Raw genomic sequence first — 20,325 nt, 5'->3', positions numbered from 1 at the left:
GATTGAAGAAGATTGGTTTTACAATCTAGAAGATATGAAATAGATAAAGGCATCCTACAATAATGATTGGTGTTATATCAACCCCAAAAACAACATTTAAATGAAGCACAAAAAAATTAAGATTCAGGCACTTCTACCAGACAAACGTAGAGGTGCTTTTTCCTATGAAATCAAACAACTAATGAAATCTTCCACAGATTGGTCGATAATATAGAAGAAACAACTTGCAGCTCACCATATACATAGAGAAATATCCACAACCATCCTACACCCACACGAGGTACATTCATGAAACAAGGCATATATGAACAGCTTATCAACACCATCACCAGACAGGAGATTTCAGCGCTGGACCCGGATGTGTATAACATTGGAACCGAGAAGCTGGATGCAGAGGAAGCACGTAAACTGCTGTCCACGTATTTGGCGGCAGTGACCCGGCGAGCGCTCAAGATTGTGCGGGAACAAACGGAAGATAAGACAGCAGTGTTGGCACAGATCCGAACATGTAATGAGATTATTGCTACGCTCAAAGGCACAATGGGGGAAGAAGAGTACAACGAATTGCAACTGGATGAGCAGGGGGAAGTGTTGACCCATGTGTATTCCAAGCTGAACAGCATTCGTGCGGTCCGGGATACCAAAATCGTTCGTCCAGACACACCTATCGCCCAAAGCTCTTTATTCACAGGTGCGAAGTCCGAACCGAGTATGTTATTGGAGTTACAAAAGGAGATCGTGACCGCCGATCGGATCGATTGGCTGGTGTCATTTATCAAATTCAGCGGGCTTCGCCTGCTGCTGGAACAGCTTCAACAATTCACGGCAGGCGGTGGGAAATTACGGATCATCACGACCACCTATATGGAAGCGACCGACCTCAAGGCTATAACTGAACTTAGCAAATTACCTAACACAGAGATCCAGATTTCGTATGATACCAAAGTGACCCGACTGCACGCCAAAACGTACATTTTCCACCGTGATACTGGATTCACCACCGCTTATGTCGGCTCTTCCAACCTGTCCAACCCGGCGCTGACCAGTGGCATGGAGTGGAACCTCAAGGTGACCGAGAAGGATTCACTCGATGTGCTGCGCAAGATTGAAGCGACCTTCGAGAGCTACTGGAATGACCGCGAATTCACGCGATATGTGGCCGAGGATGAAGGACATGAGGCACAGTTGAAGGCGGCTTTGAGTCGTAAAAAAGATCAATCTAACCACTTTCACCTCGACATTCAGCCTTACGATTATCAAAAGGAAGTGCTGGAGCAGCTGCACGCCGAGCGTACGCTGTACGGACGAACCCGTAATCTAATCGTCGCCGCCACAGGCGTCGGCAAAACGGTCATTTCAGCCTTCGACTACAAGCGATTCCGTGCAAGCCATGCGGGAGCCAAGCTGCTTTTTGTCGCCCATCGGGAAGAAATCTTGAAGCAAAGCCGGGACACGTTCCGGTATATCCTGAAGGATATGAACTTTGGCGAGCTGCATGTCGGGAATCACCGAGCAGAGGCGCTGGACCACTTGTTTGTTAGCATTCAGAGCCTTAACGCTATGAAGCTGACGGAGATCACCAGCCCAGACAATTACGATTACATCATTGTGGATGAATTCCATCATGCGGCGGCTCCTTCGTACCAGAAGTTGTTGTCCCACTACGAACCGAAGATTTTGCTAGGACTTACTGCAACACCAGAACGGATGGATGGCAAAGACATTACCGCCTACTTCGATCATACGATTGCCGCCGAGATCCGTCTAACCGATGCCATTGACCGGAAACTGCTTAGTCCTTTCCAGTATTTTGGCGTCACCGATACTGTCGATCTATCCCAGGTAAAGTGGTCGCGCAAAGGCTACGATCTGAACGAACTGGAGAAGCTCTATACTCATAACAAAATCCGTGCCAACCAGATCATCCAAAGTCTGAACAAATACGTAACCGATCTGGACGATGTGAAGGGGCTTGGGTTCTGCGTAGGGGTGGATCATGCGATGTATATGTCAAAAATATTTAACGAAGTCGGCATTCTATCCATAGCCCTGCATGGCGGGTCGAGCGAACAGGAACGTCATTCTGCGAAAGGACAGCTGGTGAACGGGGAACTGCGCATGATCTTTGTCGTGGATCTGTACAATGAGGGCGTGGATATCCCTGAGGTGAACACCATTCTGTTCCTGCGTCCTACCGAAAGTCTGACCGTATTCCTGCAACAGTTGGGACGTGGACTACGGATGGCGGATGGCAAAGAGTGCCTGACCGTGCTCGACTTCATCGGACAAGCGCATCAGGAGTACAGGTTCCAGGATAAATTCCGCGCTCTGATCGGCGCTACTAAACATTCCATCTCGTACTACGTCGAGAACGGCTTTTCGAACCTACCACGCGGCACGTTCATTCAATTGGAAAAGCAAGCGAAAGATTACATTATGCGCAACCTCAAGCAGATGAGTCGTAATCGCAAAGCGTTGATCCAGAAGCTTCTAACGTTCCAGCAAGATACCGGACTGCCGCTGACCTTGGCTCATTTTGTAGAGCATCACGGGATGACACTAGTTGAATTGTATGGTGGACGTACGGGCAAAAGGTATTTCCGGGGTATGTTGGCCGAAGCCGGACTGACAGAGCCAATCGAGAGTGAGAAGGATGAGTACATCCGCAGACTGCCGTCTGTGCTGACGATTAACTCCCGAAGCTGGCTAACGTTCCTGATTAACTACATTGAAAAAGGCGATGAACCGACCAACACTGATGAACAGCGCATGTTGATTATGTTCTATTACACTTTCCACCGTGCCGCGCCTGAGAGACTAGGGTTGAGCAGCATCGAAGAGGGTGTGCAGCGTGTGCTGTCTTGTGAAGCATTCCGAGCAGAGCTTGTGGATATTTTCAAATATAATCTGGCTCATTTGCGATTTGTGGATAAAAGCAATTCCTTGCCGTACACTTGTCCACTGGATATCCACTGTAAGTACTCCATCGACCAAGTTCTCGCCGCCTTCGGCTACTGGAATGCCCAGCAATCGCCCGCCTTCCGTGAAGGCGTGAAGTATTTTGCCGATGAACAGACGGATATCTTCTTTATAACGTTGAACAAATCGGACAAAGATTTCTCACCCTCAACGCTGTACGAGGATTATGCGATTAATGAGCGTTTATTCCATTGGCAGACTCAGAGCCGGGTATCGGAGCATACGGCTACGGCGCAGCGGTATATTCATCATCGGGAGACGGGCAACCGGATTGTGTTGTTTGTACGAGAGTATAAGGAGGAGCATGGCTATACGTCTCCGTTTGTCTTCTTGGGGGAAGCCGATTATGTGAGTCATGAGGGGAACAAACCTATGAGCTTTGTATGGCGACTCCGGGAAGAGATGCCTGCGAAGATGGTGGCGGTGGCGAATAAGTGTATTGTTTGAAGTAAAGGACAGAATACAACTTTGCTAGTAGTGGAAGTGTGATTTAAAGCAATTTAATCTATCAGGTGAATTTGTGGATATATAAAAACAATGAAAGACCTAAAGTCAAGATGTTGACTTTAGGTCTTAAGCGATAAGTCTATATTAATTTATTTACGTTCCTTTTTTAATTGTTCATCTCTTCGAACTGCTTCCTCTACGTAGTTTCTTGATGGCAGTTTTTCATTGATCACAAATAAAAAGATAATAATTACGATTAGGAGAGCAATTATAACTATCTGCAATTAAATCTCACCTCTTTAATATTTGAATGAAACACCCGTTTGAATCGCAGCATCTTGTTTGACCGTTGGTGTTATTGAGAACGATCCAGTACCTTTGGCGTCGACCCCTAAAGATCCGGAAATTCCAGACTCTGTATGAATATAGTGTCCTGAAAGGTCGCCATGAGTAAATGAACTGTTGTTTCTTATGGCACGATAAAGGACAGTGCCTCTGTGATTTTCATATTTATATTGTTTACCATTAGTTAGACTAGCAGAATCGTTTCGTAAAGGGAATTCAAATCCAATACCACCGGTCTTATCATTTGCGGAACCATAATTAATATTCTTAATTCCTTCAGAAGTCCAAGGTCCAGCACCAATAACAATATTTCTAGAATAATACGAGTCCATTGAATAGGTCAAGTATTCACTATTTTGAATGGGGGTTAAACTAGTATGATGAGCTACTCCGACGGCATCCTTATATTTGTAAAAAGGTTTTTTTAGCCATCTAAAATCATGTTTAATTATATATTCTTGAGGACTGGTATTATTTATTTTTGAAATAGTCGTTGTTAGCTGCATCCAATTGCTTGTGATTTCAGTATCAGGACAACCTGATTGAGTAATAGTACATATGCTACTAGCTGAAAAGTAGCTCTCTACTTGTTGTTGCAAATTTTTTTCGGCTTCACGTTGCTCATATTCTTGCTCTGAAATTTCTGCAACATCTCCATTGGGTTTGAATTCCATATACCTTCGATCAGCGCCAATTAATTCACCTTCTATATTATTAAGATAAGCGATTGTTCCGTCTGTAAGTTCACTTACTTCTTCTGGAGAATATCCTAACTGAGCATATTTTGTCGTATCAGTGTTAATTCGAATTGATGGATCTTCATGTGAGTAACCAATTATTTCTAGTAGTTCATCGTTTAAGTTTGAATCTACTTCTTCTCCATAAATCTTTGTAATGGATACTGACGAAAGACAGAGCAAAAATGCCAAAAGAGCTATTGAAACTTTTTTCATTGTTAAATCCTCCCATTAATGTTGTAAATCACATTATAACAACTTTAGTATGGTTTAGATGGGTTATTTTGAGAATTAATGTTACAAATGTGTGAACGTAGTAAAACTCTTAGTTCCAAGATATGTTATGAAATATTGTGAATGTTATAATTATTATTTAAATATATATGAATTAAATATTAGAAATATTTCCATCTCGTACTACGTTGAGAATGGCTTCTTGACTTGCTCGCTGGATATCCACTGTATGTACTCCTTGGACCAAGTGCTCGCCCCCTTCGGTTACTGGAATGCCCAGCAATCACCCGCCTTCCGCGAAGGCGTGAAATATTTTGCAGACGAACAGACTGATATTTTCTTCATTACATTGAACAAATCGGATAAAGATTTCTCTCCATCTACGCTGTATGAGGATTATGCGATCAACGAGCGATATTCCACTGGCAGACACAGAGCCGGGTGTCGGAGCAAACGGCTACCGCACAGAGGTACATTCATCACCGCGAGACAGGCCACCGGATCGTGCTGTTCGTGCGTGAGTATAAGGAGGAGCATAACTATACGTCTCCATTTGTTTTCCTGGGCGAAGCAGATTATGTGAGTCATGAGGGGAACAAGCCAATGAGCTTTGTATGGCGGTTACGGGAAGGGATGCCTGCGAAGATGGTGGCAGTGGCGAATAAGTGTATAGTATGAGTTTGAAATGAATGGACCTGCTATGTAAAGCAGGTTTATTTGTTTAATTATGTATTTAATTGTGGAATTAAGTGGTTTTTTATTGGATAATGATTCTATAAGCCTATTTTTATAGTATGAAATAATCAATTTGAACTACTGATTTTAGAAGGAGTGATCTTTATGACTTTAAATAGCGAATACATAGATAAGACAGATTCAAAATTTTGGCGTGAGATTGGAGTGAAAATTGATGCTTTTAATGAGCTGACTGATGCTAGATTAGATAACGAATTATTATTGATTCTGAGCTCGTTAAGTTTAGAGGCTTTAATTGAGCTTGGTACGCTTTTCAAAATAGATAATAGTTTAAATGGGAAGGGTGAAATTCAAGATTCTTTTAAATCTCTTACTAAAGAACAGAAGTTGCAAATATTATTATGCCGAGATTTTCAGTTGAGAAAAAAGAAAACATTAAGAAACTTTTATGATGATAGGTTCCATAAGTCGGAAACTAAATTCATTCATACAATTTCTCAAGTTATTCATCTTTTTAATGAGAGTCATACTAATCTTATTGAAGTTTTAGCATGGCATTTATGGGACAACAAAGGATCAGATGAACAATTTACAATGAGTGAAAAGATAACAATGGAGCAAGCTCTCAAGGTACCTAGAGAGGGGAATGATAAATTAGTTGATTCATTGTATAAAAAAACTGGTCGGAAAAATAATTACAAGGTGCATTCTTACGCAACGCTACGAAATGAAAATTTATTAGTAGTTCTGTATAGGCAAATAAATGATGCACCAAGACCAGATTTTGAGGAAGCTATTCGGAACAAAGAAGTGGCACCAGTTCTATTTACAATTAATATTTCAGATGAGACTATTCAGGTTAAATCAAGTACTAAGTTGGAAAAGGAAGCAATAAAAGAGTTTGTGTCAGATGCATTAAATTGTAAACTTACATTAGTTTCTAGCGAAATATTTACTGAGTATTGCCCTGAGAAGATTAAGGCAGCAATGATTCACGGTACTTCTGTTTCTAATGTAGATTCTATCATAAAGATTCATAGAATAAGTTTTCGAGGGAGTCAATTAAAAAATTCTCCGAATTTGACGTTAGGTTTAAAAAATATCGAAATATGGCCTTCTGTACAGCATGCTTATGAGAAAGGAATAATTGAGATGGAGAGCTTGAAAGACATTTCTTCTCTGCATCTAACGTATGGCGATGTTAATAGAACGATTAGAACCGTAATGAAAGATGATGGAAATATCATTTTTTTAATGGATGATAGCGGAATTGCTAAGCATACAAAATTGTCCATTGATTCAGAATTTAAGAATAGATTTGGCTTTCTACTTAATACGATAATCTCTAATGAGAAGTTTGACGATGGGAAAGTAGATAAAGTTGATTTAATCATGAGTAAGATTAGTACAGATGATTTTTATACCGATGAAACAAAACAGTTATACAGGCTGCTCATAGAAGAAAACATTTTAAATTCAGTCAACAGAAGAGAGATTACATGTGGGACATGTGGGTATAAAGAGGTTTTTGAACAATCGAGCAGTATCCCAACAGAATGTCCTGATGATTGTGGCACTGCCTTGAGAGAAAAAATGTTAGAGAACTATTATGTCAATAAGAAAGAGGTCTACAGTTATATAAAGAGGACTTTGAAATCTTTAACTGATTGGAGTGTACTTCAAGATAGTGAACTCAGTCTTTATGACGAAAAATATAAGTTTATAAACCTTTCTAATCAAACGAATGATAAGAAGCTCCAAGTGATTGTTGCAGAAAATAGTTTACCTAGTCGGGTCATTCGTAGAATCGAAAAAATGCTTACTCCTACTATGATTATTTTTATAGGGGAACAAGAAAAAAATATCGAAAATTATAATACTAATTGCATTTATCCAGTAACATTTGGTAATATATATATAAAACAGGAACGTGAGTTCTCTTTTTTAGTTAATGAAATTCATAATTCGTTAGATCGTAGAACAAAGACTTTTCTATCTGATGCTGCAAATAAAGCCCTTGAATCTATTGTGAAGACAGCAGGAACAGTTGATATAGACAAAAAGTATAAGGATAAAGAGTTTGAAGATGATGTATTTGCTATCCTTAAAGATATGTTCTCAAACTGTGAAAAATGGGGAAAAGAGATGAGTGGAAAGGCGGTTCCGGAAGGGATTTTTGCAATGTCCTGGACCAAAAAGAATGGTAATAATACTGATGTTGAAAGTTATGTTTTCTCCTACGATTGTAAATTAACTAAAAAAGAGAAGGGCTACGATTTAGGGAAGGATGAGCAAAGAAAAGCTCTAGATTATGTTGTAGATTTAAATAGAAATATGTTTGTTAATCGTTTTAGTAGAAAGAATCAGTTATCAGCTCATATTTTTATTTCGAATAGATTTGACGCAAATAACTTTAATACGATGCAAGAGCATTTTTATAAAATGCTTGGAGATGACTATGATACAAGACCTATCTTTTTAGATTCAGAAACTTTTGTACACATGTATAAACTGTATTTAGAAAACTTTGAAGTAATACGTAATTCTCCTAATGTTTTTAAAGCAAATCTGTTTAAACTATTTACTTCTGACAATTGTCTTATAACGATAAATGATATAAACAAAAGTTTTAAGAAGATAGTAAGACCAGAACAAGCTGAAATAGATGTTTTGTCAACGGATTTAGTTAAAGAGGAAATTCTAGATATCTAAGATTGTGAGGGAGGAGCTTATGTTTAATAGGAGTTACTCCGAATCTTCCGAATCATTAAATACAGTTGAAAATAGTGCAGTCAGCTCTTATGTTGATATTTTTATGAATGATCTAAAGAGAAATATTTTAAGCTTATATAACCCTGAATTCGAAATCTTTAAATATGATACTTATTATAGTTATGTATTTCATGATGCAAATATTATCATTTTAGAGAATAACAGTGGTAATATTACAAATATAAGCATTACTAATTATAATGATTTCATACCTATAATATTATTTGAGAATTTCAAGGAACTAAAAAATTTACCAGTCAGGCTGGAGCGTTTAAAAAAACTTGGACATGAGAGATTTAGAAATGAAATTAAAGACAATTTGATGTATCAAAGGATACAGCAAAACGAAAAAACGTGCACAGCTTTATGGTTAGATTATGGAATAGAATTTGTGATAGGTGATTCACTACAGTTACTTCAGAAGGAGTAGAAACAACATACATGAATTCAATAATATTTTTTATTGTAGGAATATTCTGTCTAGCAGTTATTGCAGGGTTACTACAACCTTCTAAAAAGAAAAAAACTAGAAGATCTAAAACAACTAAGATTTCATCTATCAAGAAATCTGCGAATCCAGGATTTAATCGTGCCTCCTCTACGTGCAGATCTGACGAAATAATTCTATCTCTACCATTAGATAAAATGACGGGAGCAGAGTTTGAGCGACTACTGACACTATATTTTAGAGACAATGGGTATACGGTAAAAGAAGTTGGTGTTGGAGGTAGAGATGGTGGAGTAGATTTGGTTATCACTGATAAGCGTGGCGAAAAAACAGCGGTTCAGGCAAAATGCTATGCTGATCATAATAAGGTGCATGTAATGACTGTTCGTGAGCTGGTAGGTGCGAAAAGGAATCATGACTGTATTTTGTCTCTGATCGTGACGACATCTGATCTTACGGGTCCAGCAAGAAAAGAAGCTGATCAATTCAAAGTAGATTACTGGCATGGAGGTTTAGTAGACAGCAAGCTGCGCAGTTGGGGGAAATGGACGCCTTCCAATAGAAAAGTAAAAACTACTACGACCAATAAAGAACAATCTTTATCTAAAACCGTATCTAATATCAAGTGCAGTTGTGGTGCTGTAATGGTTAAACGTAAGAATAAAGCTGGGGCGGAATTTTGGGGATGTAGCAGCTACCCTACTTGTAGAAAAACGAAAGCTATCTGAGTGATCTCAATAAATGACGGAGCAACAAATGCAAAGCAGCTTGTAAGCTGCCTTGCATTTGTTTTTTTTTATGTTCAAGATCACTACTTTAATATTTCACGTATCACATTTTTGGTTAGTTGAATACTGTCAGGGGAGGCGTCTCTTAACATGTCTACAATCTCCTGTATAACTATTTCTGACTCTGTGAAATGAAAGTCCTCGTCTACATAAGCGAAAAGCTGTATTAAGTTCACTTCAAGTGACTCAGCGATCTTCGCCAAGTTCACCAAAGAAACATTCTTTTCTCCACGTTCGATCTGTCCTATGTATGAAAAATGAAATCCGCCTTTTTCTCCGAGGGATTCCTGTGAATACCCTCTTTCTTTACGTAGTGCGCGAATTCTGGCTCCGACCAGCTTCAGAACTTCTCTGTCCTCGTTCATGGTATTCACCTCTCTATGTTCAAAAGTGTAGACAAGTTTTCTCAAGGTAAACACCAAACGAAGAATACAAATAACATATTTGATTACTATATGTATCATTTTATTGTATAATACTGGTATTAACTCTTTGGAGGGATGACAATGGCAAAAAATTGGTCCATAACCGAAGCACATTGTAATCACCAAGTAGATTTTACCCCACGTTTGCAAGACCATGATATCTCTATAAAACATATTCCTACTTACCGCATGCTACATACTACAATCATGGACTATCACCAACATGCCCAGTATCACATCAAACTTGCTGCCATAATGGGTAATCACAATCAGTTCAAAGCCTGCCTTGTTCTTTGCGATTGGGCTCTAGCTTCAATGATTAAGGCGCTCTATATTTATAAGTATCATTCAACGCATCCACCCAAGGAACTCACCATGAACGAAATCTTGCCTCTAGTGCATACTGACACTGAACCCGGATTAGATATTGCCTTATTTATCGGCACGATGCAACATATGTCATCTTTAGAGGATTGTCCACATGATCAGCCACTAGAACTGAATCATGTCGAAATGCTTCTTCAAAGAACAGAAGAAATTTTAGACGAGTTATCCAGTTGGCTGATGAATAATTGATCAGAGTTACCTTGGTTTAAGGCAATCTAGAGCATTTCGATCTTAGGAATTGTATGTACTGAAAGGTAGTACTTATGAGCAAGAGGGAATAATGAGTATACACTGTAGAGGATGGTCAAGTCATTTGATAATCTTATAACGATACCGATGCGGATAGATTGGCTAGTACCATTTCAATATTACGATGTATTCGATGAGTACGATTATTCGTAATTAAAATGGATCGGGACAAAGTTTGATGAAGATGAGCTCATGACTATTCAGTTTCATGAGGAGTCTGTTTGTAAAGTCTGGCTGAGTCATGGAAAATAAAAAGCTGCTTGAGATTCAGATAGACTGAATTGAAGCAGCTTTTTAACTCTGTTTTTACATCAAAATCAATATTCACATTAAGTATAGGCCATTCCGTATAGGTTATAATTGTGCTTTATGGGAAATCAATAATTTTTCAAACCGGTCCTTAAATGAAACGTGGATAATTTTATTCAATACAACTATGTTTCTTTATTGTCTAGTCTGAAGCACACATTGATAATTTTTTGAAATAATTGATTAGAAATAGTCTATTTTGGGAGAATACTTTGAATTCATTCCCATAGTGAGTATATTTAATACCTCTGGTAAAAATCAAAATCCGTGATTTTCTTTGGTGGTCTAACTATTTTATTCTTTTGTGCCCAGGCAAAACTTGAATTTAACTAAACGTGAAGTGAAGTACCAAGTTAACATCAATAAGTTTAAGATATATTACTTAGAGTTTGCCCGATACTTTAGCGAAAACTTCATAGATAGCAAATAGCACACGTCATTCATTATGGTATTTCGGTTGAATTACTCAAAAATATATTGCAAAATAAATTCTTTCAGTTTATTATGATTGATAATGATAGTAATTCTAAGGAAATACTTTACGAGATAAAGGTGGGATAGAAATCTTAAATATGTTTTAACCATAAATAGAAGAAAATTCTAGAGACAACTAGAACAACGATCTGATTATAGTTGCTATAAGAGGGTTTACTAAATAATTTAGATGATTCATTGCTGGACTCCCAGGCTAAACACATTGGGGATTTGAGTATTACTGAGTCTTGTGTTTTAAGTTTGGTAAGTTCCAAAGTAAGGATTGTAATTGAACTAAACAATAAAAAATCTTTGAGAAGCTTATTTTATTCATATGACTATAGAGCCCTCATAATTGTGTTATGTCTTGAATGAATCACATGGCCAAATCACTGTGTTAGGTGTGCTGCAGGTGCAGCGTAACTCAGGAGGGTAGTATGATCCGTGTCGTATCTGTTTCCATTAAACCATAAGATAAGGGATGCTTGAAATGCCAAAAAAATTATTGCAATATGACATATTGATTACTTGTACAACGGAAGTCTCTGATGAAATAGATATTATCAAAAAATGTATCGAGCGATTTAATCGAACCATAGGTTCGGATAAAGGTATTATATTAAATTCTAAGCACTGGTCTACCCATTCTTATCCCGAATCAGGTGGCAAGCCTCAAGTACTGCTCAACAAACAATTTGTGCTTGAATGTGATTTGGCAATAGGTGTATTTTGGACAAAATTTGGAACTCCTACTGATAATTATGGTTCAGGAACAGAAGAGGAAATTGAAGAGTTGTTGAAAATGGACAAACAAGTGTTTCTCTACTTCAGTGATGTAGCAATATCACCATCCCGATTAAACCGAGACGAGTACGATAAGGTAATGGAATTTAGAGGAAGATATCAAGAAAGGGCAATTTATTCGACGTACTCAAAACACGAAGAATTCGAAACCATGCTATATGACCACCTCTCAATGCATTTTTTGAGTGTTTTAAAAGATGATAAGAATGCGATTAAATCTAAAAATGAAATCAGTTCTCTTTCTATCATTGGGGTAGTTAACGATGAATTTTGAGATAAGCTCAGCATAAAAGATCTCCAGCCTCAGAATCTGGAAGATATTCGTCACAGTGCGAAGGAAATGCCCCGAACAAATAAATGACGTACATACCCCCTCGTGTGGAGAAGGAGGAGCCATTGGAACTGACCCTAGTGTATATAGTATTATAGCGTTTAATCTCGCAAGTAGTATATCTATGTTGGAAAACGTGATAATTCCTAAAACGGTATAGATCCACAATAATTAACTTTATGGATAAAGAAGCGTTGTCGTATGACGATAGGATATTCCATACCAGAGAAATTAAAGCGACAGAAAGTTGTTTTTAACTTCCTTTAGGTAATGAAGCACCTGAGCTTAGCGGAACAGGTGATAAAAAGGAATTGGACAATAAGTATTTCGTTGACTTAGCAACAAAGGTACAAAGTTCGACGAAGACGTTGACATCAAATTGTTTTTTGAAAGGATGTCTATGTTAGCTTAGTCAATTGCTTAAACCTGGCGATGAGGTAATCGAGATGGGAATGGGACTCTCTGATCCCATATATATCTGTCGTTCTCCGTTTATTTCCGATTATGATGATCGTCCAGTGGTATCTCAATTCCTTTCCGGGTTCTTTCGAGACTTGAGTTATATGAAGAGAAAATGATGAGAAATTGGCGTCATTATCGATCGTTCAAAGTTGAATTCGATATCTTGCTATGTAATTCTACGAGTTTGATAACAGCGATGTAATTGCTTACAACATGAAGCAATTACATCGAGATTCTCAACAGTGTCAAAATAAATACAATCAAACATGGAAACACAATTTAGATTATTAGAGCTAAAGAGAAACGGTATTTCAAAAAAAAGGAACAATCTATATTACAGTCTGCTTCTTTTCGGCGTTGCTAGTGCTACTAGAGCTACTGGATTAATTCAACAGTCCCAAGTATCTGAAAATACACCAAATACGACAGGAAGCTCGTCTATTTACGTAAAAGTAACGAGGACAGCAGTTCCATCAGGAAGCAGAGTTAGTTTACGGGGATCGTTGCAGAAATGCTAACGATCCTTTTTGTGTACCTTTACGGACTAAAAAAGTGATGCCAGCTTTCCATTTACGGTAATCTGGAAAATCTTAAGTGCCTGCTTGACGTCAATAAGTCTAGGGCATTGTCGCTTTAATGTTGTCGATACTCCAGTGTGAATTTTAAAGATCTTAAGTAAGATTATCGTTAATCAACTAAGTAATTCACAAAAATTACAAAAAAATTGACGAGATGATATGAAAGTATTATGATTTAGAATGTAATCGACACTTTGTAATTCTAAAGAAATACTCTTTTTGGACGAGGGTGGAATATGAAGCTTGAAGATGTTGTAACGGTTAGAATAGGAAAAAACCTTTCCAGAAGAAATGAGAAAAATGATCTTACGTTCGTTACCTATTCCTATGAGGATTTATTAAATGATTTAGAGGGGGCATTTCTCGACTCCCAGGCTAATCTTTATGAAGAACAAACAGACAGCTATTTGAGCAGTACTGGGGATGTTGTTTTCAGTTTTGTGAGTTCCAAGGCAGGGATCGTAAGTGATTTAAACCAAGGGAAAATCATCAATCAAAACTTTGCAAAACTCTTTTTTGATCATAAGATTCTTGATCCCTGCTATTTATGCTATGTATTGAATGAATCCCATTCCGCGAAAAGGCAAATGGCGATTTCCATGCAAGGTAGTTTTGTACCTAAATTAACTCCAGCAATTCTAAAAGAGTTTGAAATCAAATTGCCAACCATTGAGAAACAAAGGACTATCGGAAATGTTTATTTCACTTATAAAAAGCACCACGCTTTAGTTAAGAAACAAGCAGAACTTGAAGAGAAGCTTTATTTAGAAATATTGAATCAATTAGACCAACAACAATAGACAAGTGAGGACTCTAACATGACTGTATTAAACTCCAAATTATTTAGTGCTGCAGACAACCTGCGTAGCAAAATGGACGCATCAGAATACAAAAATTACTTACTAGGATTGATATTTTACAAGTATTTATCCGATAAGTTGTTAGAAAAAGTGGTTGAAATTGCTGATGAGTCTCAAGAAGAGTACAACACACAAGAAAAACAAACCCAATTGTACAGAAGACTATTGGCCGATAAAGACGTAGAAAAGGATCTTGTTGATACCTTAGTCGATACATTGGGCTATGACATTGGACCAAATTATTTATTCAATGTTTTGACCAATCAGGCTAAACAAAACATTTTTCAGTTAAATGACTTGAATAAAGCTTTCATTGACCTATCTACGAAGTATGACCAATTTAATGGATTATTTGATGATGTAGATCTGACATCAAAAAAACTAGGATCCGATGACCAACAACGAAACATTACCATTACCGAAGTTTTAAAAAAGTTAAATGATATTGATGTGATCGGTCATAACGGCGACATCATTGGAGATGCCTATGAGTTTTTGATTAGTCAATTTGCATCAGAGGCGGGTAAAAAGGCTGGTGAATTCTATACTCCTCATGAGGTTTCTGACATGATGGCTCGTATAGCTGTTCTCGGCCAAGAAGATAAAAAATTGTTTAGCGTATTTGACCCGACCATGGGCTCAGGTTCCTTGATGCTGAATGTCCGAAATTATCTTAACCATCCGGATAATGTCAAGTATCATGGTCAAGAGCTCAATACAACGACCTATAACCTAGCAAAGATGAATTTGATCTTGCATGGTGTAGATAAAGAAGACATGCGTCTACGTAATGGTGACACCTTGAACAAAGACTGGCCGACAGATGAGCCATATACTTTTGATTCTGTTCTTATGAATCCACCGTACTCCGCTAATTGGTCTTCGGATGATACTTTCCTCGATGATTCGCGCTTTAACCGGTACGGGAAATTAGCGCCTAAATCCAAAGCAGACTTTGCTTTTCTTTTACATGGGTTCTACCATCTGAAGGATTCTGGAACTATGGCCATTGTTTTGCCCCATGGCGTACTGTTCCGCGGAGCTGCAGAAGGTGTAATTCGGAAGAAGCTATTAGAAGATGGAAGTATATTTGCGGTGATAGGAATGCCGGCAAATCTATTCTATGGAACCTCCATTCCAACAACTGTCATCATTTTGAAGAAAAACCGCACGACTCGTGACGTGTTATTAATTGATGCAAGTCATGAATTTACAAAAATGAAGAACCAAAACAATCTTTCCAAAGAACATATTGATAAGATCATTGAAACCTATAAAGAGCGTAAAAATGTGGATAAATATGCCTATGTTGCTACTTTCGATGAAATCAAAGAAAATGATTTCAATCTAAACATTCCTCGCTACGTTGATACCTTTGAAGAAGAAGAGCTTATTGATATGTCGAAGATCGGTTCAACTATTCAAGATATCCGTAAAGAAAAAGAGAAACTCGAATCCAGTCTATATGAAATGATTTCTTCACTGCAACATGATGAGGAAAATGCAGAATGGATTAAGGGAGCATTAGAGGTGTTTAACCGTGGGAAATAAGTTGGCACCCGAAATTAGATATGAAGGATTCACTGATTCTTGGGAACAACGTAAATTAATTGAAATGCTGGCTCAACCTATTACAGATGGGCCACACGAAACCCCTGAACTTGCAGAAGAGGGAATACCGTTTATATCAGTTGATGCTATTGTTGATAATAGAATTGACTTTGCAAGAAAAAGAGGCTTTATTACAGAAAAATATAATGACCAATGTTGTAAGAAATATAAACCGCAATTTCATGATGTTTATCTTGTGAAATCCGGTTCTACTGTTGGAAAAACAGCTATAGTTGAGACACATGAAAGATTCAATATTTGGTCACCACTTGCTGCGATGAGAAGTGGAGACAAATCGGAAGCATATTTTTTATATTACATGTTGCAAACAAGATCACTACAGACCCAAGTTTTTGATAAATGTTCTCATGGAACTCAACCGAATCTAAGTATGAGACAGTTGGAACAATTCGATGTTTCTAGACCAAGTATAGAAGAACAGAAGAAAATAGGGATCTTTTTCAAAAATCTCGACAACCTCATTACTCTTCAACAGCGTAAGTTAGAGAACGTGAAAAAAATGAAGGCTGGGTTCCTCCAAAAAATGTTTCCGAAAAACGGTAAAAATTCTCCTGAAATTCGCTTCCCTGGATTCACTGACGCTTGGGAACAACGTAGGTTGGGAGATGTTGTGAAAATGATCGGTGGAGCCACCCCTTCAAAGGCAAATAAGGCATACTGGGATGGTGATATTGTTTGGCTTTCTTCACAGGAAATCAAAGAGAGATATGTTTCAGTGGGGACTTATACGATAACCGAGAAGGCTGTGCGAGAATCGGCTACAAAAATTGTTCGGGCATTCACTCCGCTAATAGTTTCAAGAAGCGGCATTCTCGCGCGAATGTTCCCAATTACCCTTCCAACTGTTGATGTTGCAATAAACCAAGACATCAAGGCGCTCTTATTCGATAGCGAAATATTAGACACAGACTTCTTAGTCAGCCAACTTGAAATGAATGAGAATACGATTCTCACTTCAATAGTTAAGACAGGGACAACCGTACAATCGGTTAGTATGCCAGACTTTGAAAAGCTAATTATTTCGATTCCAACTATTCAGGAGCAACAAAAAATCGGTGATACATTCAAGAAATTGGGAAATTTCATCACCCTTTATAAACGCGAACTAGATGCTCTAAGAGAAACCAAAAAAGCATTCCTTCAAAAAATGTTTGTCTAAACAACCAGAAGAGAGGAAAACCTATGTCGAAGATACCGCATAATGATGAAGCTGAAATCGAACGGCGCCTCATTGAAGTACTTGGCGAAGGAAGAAATCAGTGGAATTATCGACCAGATCTAAGATCAGAAGAAGATTTATGGAAAAACTTACGTCAAAAGATTACGCAAAACAACTTATCAGAAATTAGGGAACACCCCATTTCTGATAAGGAATTTGACACAATCAAAACCGAATTACTACTAAAAACCCAAACCCCCTTTGACGCTGCTAAGTGGCTCAAAGGGGAGAATGGAATTGCTCGGATCACGATTGAACGTGAAGATGTATCCCTAGGGTCAATGTCTTTAGTGCTGTATTCCAATCAAGACATTGGCGGTGGAATCTCTACATATGAAGTTGTTCATCAGATTGCGAAAAAAAAGGCCAACGTTGATGACCGTGATCGTCGGTTTGATGTAACTCTATTAATTAATGGTCTCCCCATTGTTCAAATTGAACTCAAACAAGCCAGTGCCAAAGACGGTGTGTTTCAAGCCTACAATCAAATTAAAAAATATGCAGAGGAAGGGATCTTTCGAAATAATATCTTCTCCACTCTGCAAATATTTGTCATATCTAATGAACAAACCACTCGCTATTTTGCCAATGCATTACCTAAATATATGCATAAAAAGTTTATCTTTGGCTGGCGGACAACGGACAATCGAAAAGTAGAAAATCTCTATGAATTTGTAAAACAGGTTTTAAATATTCCGGATGCGCATCGCTTAATTGCCAACTATACCATTGTGAGCGAGGATCAGGACAACAAAGCCTTAATGGTGTTGCAGCCGTATCAAATCCATGCCATTGAAGCTTTATTTACTGCTGCCATGAAGCATCAATCTGGCCACATATGGCATGCGACCGGTTCAGGGAAAACCTTGACCAGTTTTGTTTCGACGAAGTTATTGGCTCGCAAACCGGGTGTGGATCGTACCATAATGCTTATTGACCGAAAAGACTTAGATAGCCAAACCACGACGGAGTTTACTAAATTTGCTTCTGAATTTAATACAGGTATTTCTTCAGGTCATGCGAGGGCAAACAGTTTAATTGTTGGAACCGGAAGTGCGAAGGATTTGAGCCAAACATTACTATCGGATGCCAATTCCAATATTGTAATCATCACGACTCGTCAAAAATTAGAGGCAGCCTTACGTTATGCTGAGAAGCAAGAAGAACAAAAAGGCACCCAGCGTTTCAAGAAGCTTCTCGGGCAGCACATTGTGTTTGTGGTCGATGAATGCCACCGAGCGCTAAGTGCAGAAGGGATGGAATCGATTAAGGAATTCTTCCCCAATTCAACATGGTTTGGTTTCACAGGCACACCGATATTTAAGGAAAATAAAAAGCAGGCCAAAGGACAACTAGCTCGTACCACACATGATCAGTATGGAGAAGTCTTACATACTTATACGATCAAGAATGCTTTGGATGACGGTGCTGTATTGGGCTTCCAGGTAGAGCATGAGGATACGATTGAGCCTACTTCATTAAATAATTATATTTTTAATCAACTTCGTGTAAAGTTCCCTGGTGACAGTGATGATCATATTAATGATAGGATCGATCAAATGGAAGGAGTAGAAAAGGAATCTTATCTGGATCCTTCTACATTTGAAAGTGGTGAACATATCCAGAAGGTGATCCATAAGATCTTCCGACCCGATAATGCTTACATCAAATTCGATTTCCAAAACGGACGGCCACAAAAGTCTGCGATCTTAACCACAAGTTCTATTGATATGGCTAAACGATATTATCAAGCGATTAAAGAAATGACTCAAGATCCGGAGTGGCTACTGAGAGAATTTGCCGGACATCCAATACGAACAGGCCGTACCATTGAGGATCCAGACTTCCCTCGAATTGCGATCACCTATTCGATGCAGGAAAATGAAGAGAATTCCAAACAAATTCAAGATGAGATGAAGGGAATCATAAAGGATTATAACGATTACTATCGTACAGCTTGGTCTATAGAGGATATCGAACGATATAATGGCGATATCAATAATCGGTTAGCCCGTAAGAAAGCAGAATTTAAGCAATTTGGAAAACAAATTGATCTAGTCATAGTTGTTGATCGCCTGTTGACTGGATTTGATGCTCCAACGATCCAAACGTTATTTGTAGATCGGAATTTGAGTTACGCTAATCTAATACAAGCCTTTTCTCGAACAAATCGTACTTACCCGAACAAGAAAAAAGGGTTGATTGTCACTTTTCGAAAGCCTACGTTAATGGAGCAAAATGTGAAGGATGCCACAAAGTTGTATTCACATGCACAAGAGGAATCTACTCTTGTTTATCCAACTTATGACGAATCCAAGAAACGCTTCCAGAAGGCTCACAAAAAGCTAACAAAATTAGTTCCAGATCCAAGTGACATCAACGAAAACTCATCCCTAGAAACCCGGATTGAATTTGTGAAGTCATTTCAGGAGTTGAACAACGCCTTTGAAGCTTTGGTAACATACGATGACTACAACGATGAAATGGAGAAATCAACGGCACTTCAAGAACAGACGAAGACGTTAGAAGAATATATCGGCGTTTATAATACAGTTAAGGGGTCATTAATCGTTGAGGGTGATGACAACGGGGGATCCCGTCCCAACTTTTCGGACATTGAATTTTATGGGGATAACACCATTAAGATCTATGATATTGACTCAACCTATATTGACCGATTATTAGAATCATACTTGGCCAATAATCAAAATATCCGTGACGAGATCGAAAAAGCACTCCAAAAACTGAAAAAATCAGAAATGGTTAAAGACGTATACCGGGCCATTTTAAACGCAATTGACACCAAAGAGGTAGATACGGAGGAAGATATTCTTGTTGTGAAGCGGAGATTTTTCAAGAACGCTCGTAACACGGCAATTCAAGAATTTGCACAAACGTGGTTTGTGGAGGAAAATGAGCTCTATTTATCTGCGGTTCAATATACTATTGGGATGGATCCGATCCCCAATATCGGAGGTATCATTAATAGCAAGCAGTTTGATAAGTATAAAGCCATACATCCAGATGCTAAGCCATTAAAATATGCACCCGAGATGAAACGCCAATGGAAAATTGTTTTAGACGAGATCATTTTGCCGTTGGATGATGAGTTGCGCTAGAGTCACTCATCTACTGTTGTGAAATTTTTT

At 38.3% G+C, this 20,325-nt stretch carries 12 protein-coding genes and 1 pseudogene; 11 read left to right on the top strand and 2 right to left on the bottom strand.

The genetic code is table 11. The features are described 5' to 3' along the window. The first annotated feature begins 288 nt into the window (after positions 1–288). Positions 289–3,426, top strand: a complete 3,138-nt coding sequence (locus MHH93_RS10590) for a DUF3427 domain-containing protein (protein ID WP_500054007.1) — start codon at positions 289–291, stop codon at positions 3,424–3,426. A 299-nt stretch (positions 3,427–3,725) separates the two neighbouring features. On the opposite strand, the gene MHH93_RS10585 is transcribed toward MHH93_RS10590, so the two are convergent. Next, entirely contained in the window at positions 3,726–4,724 is a 999-nt protein-coding gene (locus MHH93_RS10585; protein WP_500054006.1) for a hypothetical protein, read from the bottom strand. Positions 4,725–4,950: 226 nt separating this feature from the next. Here MHH93_RS10585 and MHH93_RS10580 point away from each other — a divergent pair. The 4 genes and pseudogenes from MHH93_RS10580 to MHH93_RS10565 form a co-directional block, all read left to right on the top strand. After that, positions 4,951–5,420, top strand: a pseudogene (locus tag MHH93_RS10580) (DUF3427 domain-containing protein); the annotation flags it as partial. 162 nt (positions 5,421–5,582) lie between these two features. Continuing rightward, positions 5,583–8,150: a hypothetical protein gene (locus MHH93_RS10575; RefSeq protein WP_500054005.1), complete on the top strand. Its 2,568-nt coding sequence runs from the start codon at positions 5,583–5,585 to the stop codon at positions 8,148–8,150. A gap of 19 nt (positions 8,151–8,169) precedes the next feature. Further along, positions 8,170–8,640: a hypothetical protein gene (locus MHH93_RS10570; RefSeq protein WP_430213748.1), complete on the top strand. Its 471-nt coding sequence runs from the start codon at positions 8,170–8,172 to the stop codon at positions 8,638–8,640. An 11-nt stretch (positions 8,641–8,651) separates the two neighbouring features. Further along, complete coding sequence (locus MHH93_RS10565) at positions 8,652–9,386, top strand: restriction endonuclease (protein WP_500054004.1); 735 nt, start codon at positions 8,652–8,654, stop codon at positions 9,384–9,386. Positions 9,387–9,469: 83 nt separating this feature from the next. Here the strand turns inward: MHH93_RS10565 and MHH93_RS10560 are convergent, their stop codons facing one another. Next, entirely contained in the window at positions 9,470–9,811 is a 342-nt protein-coding gene (locus MHH93_RS10560) for a helix-turn-helix domain-containing protein (RefSeq protein WP_500054003.1), read from the bottom strand. 141 nt (positions 9,812–9,952) lie between these two features. On the opposite strand from MHH93_RS10560, the gene MHH93_RS10555 reads away from it, so the two are divergent. From MHH93_RS10555 to MHH93_RS10530, 6 genes are all read left to right on the top strand, one after another. Further along, positions 9,953–10,447, top strand: a complete 495-nt coding sequence (locus tag MHH93_RS10555) for a hypothetical protein (protein ID WP_500054002.1) — start codon at positions 9,953–9,955, stop codon at positions 10,445–10,447. Positions 10,448–11,780: 1,333 nt separating this feature from the next. After that, a complete protein-coding gene (locus MHH93_RS10550) occupies positions 11,781–12,368 on the top strand; it encodes a DUF4062 domain-containing protein (protein WP_500054001.1) in 588 nt (195 codons plus the stop codon). A 1,333-nt stretch (positions 12,369–13,701) separates the two neighbouring features. Beyond that, on the top strand, positions 13,702–14,265 hold the full coding sequence (locus MHH93_RS10545) for a restriction endonuclease subunit S (protein ID WP_500054000.1): 564 nt from the start codon (positions 13,702–13,704) through the stop codon (positions 14,263–14,265). Between the two features lie 18 nt (positions 14,266–14,283). Beyond that, a complete protein-coding gene (locus tag MHH93_RS10540) occupies positions 14,284–15,876 on the top strand; it encodes a type I restriction-modification system subunit M (RefSeq protein ID WP_500053999.1) in 1,593 nt (530 codons plus the stop codon). After that, complete coding sequence (locus tag MHH93_RS10535; protein WP_500053998.1) at positions 15,866–17,116, top strand: restriction endonuclease subunit S; 1,251 nt, start codon at positions 15,866–15,868, stop codon at positions 17,114–17,116. Before MHH93_RS10540 ends, MHH93_RS10535 begins: the two co-directional genes overlap by 11 nt. 23 nt (positions 17,117–17,139) lie before the next feature. Continuing rightward, the gene (locus MHH93_RS10530) at positions 17,140–20,295 is read left to right on the top strand and encodes a type I restriction endonuclease subunit R (RefSeq protein WP_500053997.1); all 3,156 of its coding nucleotides are present in this window, start codon (positions 17,140–17,142) and stop codon (positions 20,293–20,295) included. Positions 20,296–20,325 lie beyond the last annotated feature (30 nt).

It is taken from the genome of Priestia sp. FSL H7-0729 (assembly GCF_038005685.1).
In the GTDB taxonomy this organism is placed as follows: Bacteria; Bacillota; Bacilli; order Paenibacillales; family Paenibacillaceae; genus Paenibacillus.
This window is presented reverse-complemented; position numbering and strand designations above follow the sequence as displayed.